The organism is Pantoea sp. ANP04 (assembly GCF_041982285.1).
GTDB classification, from domain to species: Bacteria; Pseudomonadota; Gammaproteobacteria; order Enterobacterales; family Enterobacteriaceae; genus Pantoea; species Pantoea eucalypti.
Map to the genome: position 1 here is coordinate 57,484 of NZ_JAUTYS010000004.1, position 10,353 is coordinate 67,836.

Annotated in this window: 10 protein-coding genes; 2 read left to right on the forward strand and 8 right to left on the reverse strand. The window is 55.8% G+C overall.

Going from position 1 to position 10,353, the window contains the following annotated elements; all coding sequences use genetic code 11:
- Window positions 1-17 precede the first annotated feature (17 nt).
- Entirely contained in the window at window positions 18-878 is an 861-nt protein-coding gene (pdxY, locus tag Q7C21_RS07120; protein ID WP_003848993.1) for a pyridoxal kinase PdxY, read from the forward strand.
- A 32-nt stretch (window positions 879-910) separates the two neighbouring features.
- Here pdxY and gstA read toward each other — a convergent pair whose 3' ends face one another.
- Window positions 911-1,516: a glutathione transferase GstA gene (gstA, locus tag Q7C21_RS07125; protein WP_003848994.1), complete on the reverse strand. Its 606-nt coding sequence runs from the start codon at window positions 1,514-1,516 to the stop codon at window positions 911-913.
- Between the two features lie 148 nt (window positions 1,517-1,664).
- Window positions 1,665-3,167, reverse strand: a complete 1,503-nt coding sequence (gene dtpA / locus Q7C21_RS07130; RefSeq protein ID WP_003848995.1) for a dipeptide/tripeptide permease DtpA — start codon at window positions 3,165-3,167, stop codon at window positions 1,665-1,667.
- 667 nt (window positions 3,168-3,834) lie between these two features.
- Here dtpA and Q7C21_RS07135 point away from each other — a divergent pair.
- The gene (locus Q7C21_RS07135) at window positions 3,835-4,530 is read left to right on the forward strand and encodes a CTP synthase (RefSeq protein ID WP_003848997.1); all 696 of its coding nucleotides are present in this window, start codon (window positions 3,835-3,837) and stop codon (window positions 4,528-4,530) included.
- Between the two features lie 39 nt (window positions 4,531-4,569).
- Here Q7C21_RS07135 and Q7C21_RS07140 read toward each other — a convergent pair whose 3' ends face one another.
- The 6 genes from Q7C21_RS07140 to rsxG form a co-directional block, all read right to left on the reverse strand.
- Entirely contained in the window at window positions 4,570-5,913 is a 1,344-nt protein-coding gene (locus Q7C21_RS07140) for an enolase C-terminal domain-like protein (RefSeq protein ID WP_008926222.1), read from the reverse strand.
- Window positions 5,891-7,234: an MFS transporter gene (locus Q7C21_RS07145; RefSeq protein ID WP_003848999.1), complete on the reverse strand. Its 1,344-nt coding sequence runs from the start codon at window positions 7,232-7,234 to the stop codon at window positions 5,891-5,893. The genes Q7C21_RS07140 and Q7C21_RS07145 overlap by 23 nt, the downstream gene beginning before the upstream one ends.
- Window positions 7,235-7,468: 234 nt before the next feature.
- The gene (locus Q7C21_RS07150; RefSeq protein ID WP_375150551.1) at window positions 7,469-8,188 is read right to left on the reverse strand and encodes an HPP family protein; all 720 of its coding nucleotides are present in this window, start codon (window positions 8,186-8,188) and stop codon (window positions 7,469-7,471) included.
- A gap of 206 nt (window positions 8,189-8,394) precedes the next feature.
- On the reverse strand, window positions 8,395-9,027 hold the full coding sequence (nth, locus tag Q7C21_RS07155; protein WP_003849001.1) for an endonuclease III: 633 nt from the start codon (window positions 9,025-9,027) through the stop codon (window positions 8,395-8,397).
- On the reverse strand, window positions 9,024-9,728 hold the full coding sequence (locus Q7C21_RS07160; RefSeq protein WP_003849003.1) for an electron transport complex subunit E: 705 nt from the start codon (window positions 9,726-9,728) through the stop codon (window positions 9,024-9,026). Before Q7C21_RS07160 ends, nth begins: the two co-directional genes overlap by 4 nt.
- Window positions 9,721-10,353 (reverse strand): electron transport complex subunit RsxG, encoded by a 633-nt coding sequence (gene rsxG, locus Q7C21_RS07165; protein ID WP_003849005.1) that lies wholly within the window; start codon window positions 10,351-10,353, stop codon window positions 9,721-9,723. Before rsxG ends, Q7C21_RS07160 begins: the two co-directional genes overlap by 8 nt.

Genomic DNA, 10,353 nt, shown 5'->3' on the forward strand with positions numbered 1-10,353 from the left:
CAGGACAGGGCAAACTAGTGAAAAATATCTTAGCGATTCAGTCGCACGTTGTATTTGGTCATGCAGGTAACGCGGCAGCTGAATTTCCGATGCGTCGCCTGGGTGCAAACGTCTGGCCGCTGAACACCGTGCAGTTTTCCAACCATACGCAGTATGGGCACTGGACCGGCACGGTCATGCCTGCAACGCATTTAACCGACATCGTTAAAGGCATTGCGGATATCGACCGCCTGAAGACCTGTGACGCGGTGCTGAGCGGTTATCTGGGCTCGGCGGAGCAGGGCGAGCAGATTCTGCAGATTGTTCGTCAGGTCAAAGCGGCTAACCCACAGGCCTGGTATTTCTGCGACCCGGTGATGGGTCATCCGGAAAAAGGCTGCATCGTGGCACCGGGTGTGGCGGAGTTCCACTGCAAGATGGCGATGCCAGCCAGCGACATTATCGCCCCGAACCTGCTTGAGCTGGAAATGCTAAGTGAACGTACAATCACTGACGTCGACGCGGCGGTAGACGCTGCGCGGGCACTGATTGCCCAGGGACCACGTGTGGTACTGGTGAAGCATCTGGCACGCGCAGGGCGTCGCAGCGACCGTTTTGAGATGCTGCTGGTAACAGCAGAAGACGCGTGGCACATCAGCCGTCCGCTGGTCGATTTCGGTGTCCGTCAGCCCGTCGGCGTGGGCGATCTTACCAGTGGTTTGCTGCTGGTTAATCTGCTGCACGGCAAATCACTGCAGGATGCGCTGGAGCACGTCACTGCCGCGGTGTATGAGGTGATGCTGAAAACTCATGAGATGGGCGAGTATGAGCTGCAGCTGGTGGCGGCACAGGATGCCATTGCCCGTCCGACGCAGCACTTCACGGCAGAAAAGCTGTAACGCATCAGGGCCGGTTAACCGGCCCTGTTCTCTCAGGCTAAGCCTTCCGCTTTCAGCGCCGCCTGCACCGCAGGACGTTCCGCGACACGATCAAACCATGCCCCAAGTGCCGTAAAGCCGGACAAATCCAGCCCCAGCGCTTTTGCCCAGCGCGTCACCACAAACAGATAAGCATCCGCGACGCTGAAATGCATCCCCATCAGCCACTGCCTGTCACGTAATGACTCATCGACATAGCGGAATTTCGCTTCCAGCTGGTTGCGGGTCTGCGCTTTCACCTCATCGGAGTATCCGGGGCGAAACAGCGGCCCAAAGCTTTTGTGCAGCTCGCTGCCGATGTAGCTCAGCCACTCCAGAGTGTGATAACGCGTCAGGCTGCCAACCGGCGCCAGAAGATGGCGATCGGGTTTGAGGTCTGCCAGATACTGTACAATCGCGGCGCCTTCCGTCAGCACGGTACCATCGCTGAGCTGCAGCGCGGGCACCTGACCTTTAGGGTTGATTTGGCGAAAATCGTCGCCCCGTTCGGTGAGTTTGGTTGCCAGATCAACATTCACCTGCGTGAAGTCCAGCCCGCATTCGCGCATAACAATGTGGGGAGAGAGAGAGCAGGCTCCTGCTTTGCAAAACAGTTTCATGACCATGTACTCCTTGTTGCAGTGGGATCACAGCATAGTAAAGACTCAGGATGGAATTACCAGTGATAAGGATCAGGGATCTGTTAAGGGGGAGTGTGAGGCATAAAAAAGCCGGGCAGAGCCCGGCTGATTTGTCACGTGGCAGCGATTACGCTTTCACATCGTTTGATCTGGCGTCGCTATCCTGCGCCTGTGTCATGCGGTTCAGCAACGGCGCCGTAATCAGCATCAGCAGAGCAATCACCGCCGTCACGATACCAATCTGCTGGAATACGCGACTGTAGGTTGCCAGCGAAATCAGCGGATCGGTTACGTTTTCAGGCACGGCCATCAGGTTTGCTACTTTACCTGCAATCACAGCTGCACCTGCCGTGGTCAGGAACCAGGAACCCATAATGAAGCCCATCAGGCGCTGTGGCACGAGCTGCGCGACCATCGCCAGGCCGAGGCCGGAGATCATCAGCTCACCAATACTCTGCAGCGCATAGCTCAGGATCAGCCAGTTTACAGAAACGATGCCTGCATCACTGGCGAACTTTGCACCCACCGGCAGCACCAGGAACGCAGCGGAGCAGAGCACCATACCAAAGGCAAACTTGTGCGGCATGGGCAGTTTATCGCCCAGCTTGTTATAGAGCGCCGCCAGCAGCGGACTGGCCAGCATGATCCAGAACGGGTTCAGTGCCTGGAACTGCTCTGGCGCAAACGTAATACCAAGAATGGTGTGTTCAACGTTACGGATAGCAAAGAAGTTGAGCGATGTTGGCATCTGCATATAGAGGACGAAGAACAGAATCGCTTCGACCATCAGCAGGAAGGCCACAATCATCTTACGACGCGCCGCGCCGTGCAGCGCAAAGGCTTCTTTGGCAAACACCAGCAAAATACCCAGCGCAATCACCGCCAGCACCAGTCGTGCAATAACCTGATGATGCAGCATCCAGTTGGCCAGCGCGATCAGCACAACGACGCCCATAAGAGTCATCAGCAGTTTACCGACCTGCAACGGCGCAAAGTCTGGCTTAGAGCCGTAATCCTTGACCATATGTTTACAGAACAGGAAGTTAAACAGGGTAATAACCAGGCCAATGACGCACAGTGAGAAGGCGACGCTGTAGCCATATTTCGCGGCTAACCACGGTGTCAGCATCATCGAAAACAGGGAACCGATGTTGATCGACATATAGAACATGGTGAACGCACCGTCGAGACGCGGATCATCTTTGTCGTAACAGGTCGAGAGCAGCGAAGAGGGGTTTGCCTTGAACAGGCCGCTACCGACCGCGATGGTCGCCATGCCAATATAGACAATGCTGACGTTATGACCGGAGAACGCGACCAGCGCATAACCCAATGCCAGCACCAGCACGCCCAACACGATGACGCGTTTGGTGCCCAGCACTTTATCACCGAGCCAGCCGCCAATCGCGACCAGCCCATAAACCAGCGCACTGAATGAAGAGAACAGGGTAATGGAGTCTGATTCAGACAATCCCAGTTGCTTCACCAGGTAAACCGCCATAATGGCCTGCAGGCCATAGAATCCAAAACGTTCCCATAATTCGATCGAGAAGATTAAATAGAACGCCTTCGGCTGTTTAAACGCATTGAGACTGACAGCCTCATCAGTGTGTTTGTTTGCAGTTGACACATGTACCTCAGTTTTTTCATACCCTGTTTCGGGACAGGAATTAAGTCCGCGTCATGTGAGTTTTCCATGCGCAAATTGTTATTAGAAGGGAAAAGCGGCGACTAATTTGGCTGATTACGGGCGTCAGGGCAAGAATTTTCTGGCAACCCGTTGAATCCAGGGATGTTGGGTTAAAAAACTTATAACAAATCGTTAATTGGTTTTAAATGTTGAAGCAGCAAAAAATATTAGTACAGATACTCTGAATGAGCACCTTGCACTAGCGAGTAATGATATTAACTGCTAAATCGAAGCTAACCAGATAAATCGGTTGTTGAATAATAATCAGACAGTGCTAATGACAGGTTACTGGCTGAATCGCAGTCAATCTGACGAATTATCAGACATTACCTGCCCGGCATTGGCGAAAAAAGAGTCAAAGGGCGATCCGGCGCACAATCAGATGATTTATTTCAGAAAGCAAAAAAAGAAACCGATTGCGTCGTGAGATCGGGAGGGGAAGTGGAGGTCATGGGGCGGCCAGCAGGAAGTTAAAATGACCTCAGACCGCCGGTGAAAAACCGCGCAGTCATATTAAAATCTTATCAATACGCGGAAGCGCAATGTCACCCTCGACAGAAAATTAACATTACTGTAACCTCTCAATTTCTCCAGGAAGGATCAGTTCATGTCGTCTCCACTGCATTTATCTCTCGTCGGTGACTACCGCGCCGATGCGGTTGCCCATCAGGCTATCCCCCTTGCTATTGAACGTGCTTCACGTCGGCTAAATCTTATCGTTGAAACGAACTGGATCGCTACTGACCACCTCGAACAGACAGACCTGACGCGCAGTGATGCGGTCTGGGTTGTTCCTGGCAGTCCTTACCGCAACGATAATGGCGTATTTGAAACCCTACGCTGGGCGCGGGAGAGCGGTAAACCTTTCCTGGGTTCCTGTGGGGGATTCCAGTATGCGGTGATCGAGTATGCGCGCAACGTCCTGGGCTGGCACGATGCCCGTCATGCTGAAACGGATACCGGCGGACGGATGGTCATTGCCCCGCTGAGTTGCTCTTTGGTGGAGCAGCGTGGCAAGGTGAGGTTTGAAGCGGGTTCCCGTATTGCTCTGGCTTACGGGACGCTGGAGAGCGACGAGGGCTACCACTGTAACTTTGGCGTTAACCCGGAATTCAGTGACGCGCTGGGCGATAATACGCTGCGCATTACCGCCTGGGATGATGCCGGTGACGTTCGCGGCGTGGAGTTACCGGATCATCCTTTCTATGTGGCTACGCTGTTCCAGTCTGAGCGCGCGGCACTGCAGGAAAAAGACTCTCCGCTGGTGATTGCATGGATGCAGGCGGCACTGGCGCAACGCTAAACAAAGCCATCCTGTGACACTGTCACAGGATGGCGGTCATCAGCGCAACAGGGCCGGTCGTTTCGCGTTGAACGTCCAGTTATCAATCAGAAACTGCATGCCCAACGCGTCGTTTCGGTTTTTATCAGGTAGCGAATGGTAGAGTTCATGGGCAGCTTCGACCCGCGCCATGTCCAGGGTAATACCCAATCCTGGCCCCTCAGGCAGTTCCAGAAAGCCATCCCGAATCTGCGGCGCATGCTGCGTCAGCTGCTGACCATCCTGCCAGATCCAGTGGGTATCAAACGCAGTCAGTCTGTCGCCCGGTGCCGCGGCTCCCAGATGCGCCACCATTGCCAGTGATACATCAAAATGGTTGTTTGAGTGGCAGCCGGTTGTCAGGCCCCATTCATGGCACAACTGCGCCACGGTATGTGCATTACGCATCGTCCAGAAATGCGGGTCGGCCAGGGGGATGTCGATGGCATTAAGCTGTAAGGCATGCTGCAACTGTCGCCAGTCATTGGCGATCATATTGGTGGCGACCGGAATACCCGTGGCTCGCTTAAACTCCGCCAGCGTTTCCCTGCCGGAATAGCCCTGCTCCGCGCCGCAGGGATCTTCCAGATAGGGAATCCGGCCCGCCAGCTGTTTACCATAATAAATGGCCTCATCCAGCGACCAGCTGGCATTGGGATCAACCGTTACCCGTGCCTGAGGAAAACGTGTCAGCAGGGCGTTAACCGTTTCCACTTCCACTTCGGCATGATGAACGCCGCCCTTCAGTTTAAAATCCCGGAAGCCATAGCGATCGGCTGCCGCCTCCGCCAGCCGCACCACGCTATCCGCATCCATCGCTTTCTCATGACGCAATTGCAGCCAGGCATCACCGCCAGCGTGGCCCGCCTGATAGTCCATACTGGTCAGGTTACGGTCGGCGATATAGAACAGATAGCCAAGTACCGGCACGCGATCGCGCTGCTTGCCGCTGGCAAGTAACTCGGCAACCGGCAAATTCAGGTGCTGGCCCAGCAGGTCAAGCAGCGCAGCTTCAATGGCCGCGGTGGCGTTGTAAAACTTCTCCGGATTCATCTGCGGAATATGAATGTCGTCGGTGTGCGCGGTCTGCTGGTGTCGTGCGTCGCTGGCAAACAGCGTCGCGACGGTGGCATTCAGCCGCAGCAGATCGCTGCCCTCAATCTGCGGACGAAAGCGCGCCAGCAGCGCCAGTGTTGAGGCGTGGCAGGGACTTTCGCCGACGCCGGTACGGCCAGCGGAATCGGTCAGGATCACCAGAATGCGGGTAAAATAGCAGTTGTGCGCGCCGCCAATGTTCAGCAGCATGCTGTCATATCCGGCGACAGGCACCACCCGCATTGTTTTAATGACTGGACTGTCTGACATTGTGATTCTCCATAGGATCAAGGGAAGGCGGGGAGGGCTTGCGGCGCAGCAGCAGCCACAGCCCGGTCAGCAGCGAGACGCTGGTCAGGGCATAGAGACCGCCGGTGGTGGAGCCTGTCTTCATCTCCAGATAGCCAAACACTGTCGGTGCGAAGAAGCCGCCAAGGTTGCCAACAGAGTTCACCAGCGCAATCCCAGGCGCAACAATTGAGGCAGGCAGTTCTCCCTGCGGCATCGGCCAGAAAAAGGTGGCGCTGACTTTCGAGCCGATACAGGCCACGATCATCGCCAGGAAGCCAAACCATGGAGAACCCAGCGTAGCCATAAAGGTGCCGCAGGCCGCGACCAGCATGGCGACGCCCAGCGCTTTATCGAGTTTGTCGCGGTGGCGGTCTGAAAAGCGACTCAGCAGGTTGATGGCAATAATGGCGCAAAGCCAGGGTACGGCGGTGAGAATGCCGATGCCAAAACTGCTGAAGCCCTGAATACGCTGAATAATCTGCGGCAGCCAGAACACCAGGGTATAGCCTGTCATGGTCATGGTGAAGAAGATCGCGCAGAAGAACAGCAGGCTGCGATTACGTAACAGCGACATTTTACCGGGCGCGCGGTTAAGCTCGTCACGCTGTGCCTCTTCACTATTCAGCTGCTGTATCAGGGCCTGTTTCTCCGCATCGCTCAGCCAGCGTGCGTCGCCGGGGCGTGACACCAGTACCCATGCGGCGAGAATACCGACCAGCACGGAAGCACCGCCTTCAAGAAACATCACCCATTTCCAGCCGGCAATGCCTGAAAAATCGTGCATCATCAGAATGGCGCCAGTGATTGGCCCGGAGAAGAGGAAGGCGCCCGCAGTTGCACTCAGCACCATCGCAGTGGCCCGGCCGCGCCAGGCATTCGGGACCCACTGACGGAAATAGAACAGTACGCCGGGAAAGAAACCTGCTTCAGCCACGCCGAGTAAAAAACGCAGCAGGTAAAACTGGATGGGTGAGGTGACGAAACCCGTCATGACCACCACCAGTCCCCAGGTAATCATAATGCGTGTCAGCCAGACGCGGGCGCCAAAGCGCTTCATCATCAGATTACTGGGAACTTCAAACAGCGCATAGCCGATAAAAAACAGGCCCGCACCCAGACCAAAAGCCGCCGCGCTGATCCCGGCATCGGTACGCAGTTCCGCCTTGATAAAGCCAATATTGGCGCGATCGATCTGGTTAATGATCAGCATCACCACCAGCATGGGGATGATATGGGTGAAGAATTTTTTGATGGCGGAGGCGATCAGCTCATCTTGCTGGGGGGACAAGGCGCTATCCATCGGTCTTCCTCGTAAGAAACGTAAAGAAGAGCAAAGTGTAGGGCGCGCAAAAGGGCAGCTCTATGGGCATTCGCCCAGGACCCGATGGGCGTCCGGCCTGGGTGGCTGTGTTATCAATATGTTATTGGATATAGCTGGCGCAGCGGCTAAGCAAAAGTGTGGCAGCGATCAATGTCGGCATCCCCGCCTCCGCAAGGAGAAAAGCGGAGGACCGACAGCCACAACAGGCAGGTTTCAGCCGTTAACCTGACGGCGTCCGGCAATCTCTTCGGCTCGTAGCAGCAATTCCTGCAGATCGTCTTCATCAATATCCAGCAGTTCACCGCCCTGTAAAGCCTGATGCAGATCGGCGCGCGTCAGCGAGACCGGCATCGCGATCGGCTCCGGTTTAACCTCCTGCGGCGCCAGTGGGTGGGGATAGCGGCGACCGGCCAGATTATTAAACAGCAATGCAAGCAGCGCCAGTGTCAGTGAGTTAAGCATGATCGGCGTCAGGACAAACTGAGAACCCAATTGATCCACGGAAGGTCCGCCCAGAATAGCGGTTAGCGCGACTGCGCCGCCGGGTGGATGCAGACAGCGCAGTTGAAACATCAACAGGATCGCCACGCAGGCCGCGACGCCGCAGGCCATCGCCGGATCGGGGATGAGCTGGCTGACGGTGACGCCCGCCAGCGCGGACAGGGTGTTGCCGCCGACGATGGCCCACGGCTGCGCCAGCGGACTGGCGGGCAGACCAAAGAGTAAAACGGCCGAAGCACCCACCGGGGCAACAAACCACAGATTCAGCTCCCCCAGCATCCAGTGACTCAGCAGACTGGTGAGTACCAGGCCAATGCCCGCACCCAGTCCGGCAATCACCACATGCTTTTTACTGACTGTCAGCGGATGTGGCCAGAATCGTGCCAGAAACAGGCGCAGCGGATGTCTCTCCGCAGAAGAACCTTTGATCATTACTTTACTCACCGTGTCATAACATTTTCTTATCGTCAGGGGCGGCGATTTTCCATCATCAACATCAATGTAACAACCCGACAAACAGTGGAGGTATTCAGACGAGCCAGAGCGTGCGGCGAAAAGGGGGAACCGGACTGGAAAGATGGTTGCAGAGGGTTTAACCAGACAATAAAAAACCCGCCGCAGCGGGTTAGTCAGGCGAATCACTCAACTTTGTCGGGATACTCGCAGAGGTCTTCAATCAGGCATGAGCCGCAACGGGGCTTGCGCGCCACGCAGGTGTAACGGCCATGCAGAATCAGCCAGTGGTGGCAGTCAACCTTATAGGCGGCCGGAACCACCTTCAGCAGCTTCTGCTCCACCTCTTCCACATTCTTACCCGGCGCAAATTTTGTCCGGTTGCTGACGCGGAAGATGTGAGTATCAACGGCAATTGTTGGCCAGCCAAAGGCGGTATTCAGCACTACATTGGCCGTTTTACGGCCAACACCAGGCAGGGCTTCCAGCGCCGCACGATCTTCCGGCACTTCTCCGTTGTGCTGCTCAAGCAGAATGCGGCAGGTCTTAATCACATTTTCCGCTTTGCTGTTAAACAGGCCGATAGTCTTGATGTATTCCTTTACGCCATCCACGCCTAGCGCCAGCATCGCGGCAGGCGTATTCGCCACCGGATAGAGCTTTGCGGTGGCTTTGTTGACGCTGACATCGGTCGCCTGCGCCGACAGCAGTACCGCAATCAGCAGCTCAAACGGCGAGCTGAAGTTCAGCTCGGTGGTGGGATGCGGATTGTTCTGCTGCAGGCGATGAAGAATCTCGGTGCGTTTAGTCTGGTTCACACCGGCTTCCCGACGGCGTTCTGAGGTGCCGCGTTTTCAGCAGCCTGAGCACGCAGAGCTGCCCGCTGTTTCATCTTCTGATCGATCAGGTATTTACCCGCCAGCATCATGCCCAGGCCGATAAACGCGCCCGGCGGCAGCATTGCCAGCAGCATCGGTGAATCGAAATGCACCACTTCGATACGCAGCGATTTCGCCCACGGGCCGAGCAGCTGATCGGCACCGTTAAACAGTGTGCCACTGCCGATAATTTCACGCAGCGAACCCAGCACCACCATGGCGCAGGTCGCGCCCATGCCGATGGCAAAGCCATCCAGCGCGGCAAGCGGGATGCTGCTTTTGGAGGCGACCGCTTCAGCACGACCGACCACAATGCAGTTGGTGACAATGAGCGGGATAAAAATCCCCAGCGACTGATAGAGACCATAGGCGTAGGCGTTGATCAGCATCTGCACGCAGCTCACCACGGAGGCGATGATCATCACATAAATCGGGATACGAATTTCAGACGGCACCCAACGGCGCGAGGCCGAAATAAAACTGTTGGTCAGGGTCAGCACCAGCGTGGTGGCCAGCCCTAAACCCAGCGCATTCGTTGCCGTCGCCGTAACCGCCAGCAGTGGGCACAGGCCCAGTAACTGCACCAGTGCCGAGTTGTTTTTCCACAGTCCACCCACCAGCAGACTTTTAGCTTCACTCATTTGCGTCTCCACATGCCGGTAACGAAGAGAGTTTCTCCGGAAGCGTTTTCATCAACAGCGCGGTGCGTTTGGTCGCATTGACCACCGCGCGTGGGGTAATGGTGGCGCCGGTGAACTGATCGAAGTCGCCGCCATCTTTCTTAACCGCAAACGCTTTATCCGCCGGACCATGAACCACTTTGCCATTAAAGCTGTTGATCCAGTCAGAAATGCGTAATTCAATCTTATCGCCCAGACCAGGCGTCTCATGGTGTTCGATCACCCGCACGCCCAGTACTTTACCCTGGAAATCAGCACCGACCAGCATCTGTATCGCACCAGAGTAGCCGTCAGGCGCAGTTGTCTCCAGTGCGGCAGCGACCGGCTGGCCGCCTTTACGCGCCAGGAAGAGGTGGTGCGGGGCGCTATTCCCCAGTGCAGCATCTGTGACAACGTAACAATCCTGCTGAATATTGTTGTCATAAAGGTCTTCAGGCACCACCTGATCCAGCAAATTTTTCTGCTGCAGCAGGGTCTGATGCTCTACGGTCGGTTTAGTGACCGTATTAACTACTGCAGTAGCAGCCGTGGTAATTGCGGCAAAAATCGCCAGCGTCACACCATTTTTGCGAATCGTCTCCAGCAT

Coding starts and splice junctions, on each gene's coding strand:
- gstA (WP_003848994.1), bottom strand. CDS start 1,516: ATGAAACTGTTTTGCAAAGCAGGAGCCTGCTCTCTCTCTCCCCACATT.
- Q7C21_RS07150 (WP_375150551.1), bottom strand. CDS start 8,188: ATGATCAAAGGTTCTTCTGCGGAGAGACATCCGCTGCGCCTGTTTCTG.
- Q7C21_RS07145 (WP_003848999.1), bottom strand. CDS start 7,234: ATGGATAGCGCCTTGTCCCCCCAGCAAGATGAGCTGATCGCCTCCGCC.
- Q7C21_RS07135 (WP_003848997.1), top strand. CDS start 3,835: ATGTCGTCTCCACTGCATTTATCTCTCGTCGGTGACTACCGCGCCGAT.
- rsxG (WP_003849005.1), bottom strand. CDS start 10,353: ATGCTGGAGACGATTCGCAAAAATGGTGTGACGCTGGCGATTTTTGCC.
- Q7C21_RS07140 (WP_008926222.1), bottom strand. CDS start 5,913: ATGTCAGACAGTCCAGTCATTAAAACAATGCGGGTGGTGCCTGTCGCC.
- Q7C21_RS07160 (WP_003849003.1), bottom strand. CDS start 9,728: ATGAGTGAAGCTAAAAGTCTGCTGGTGGGTGGACTGTGGAAAAACAAC.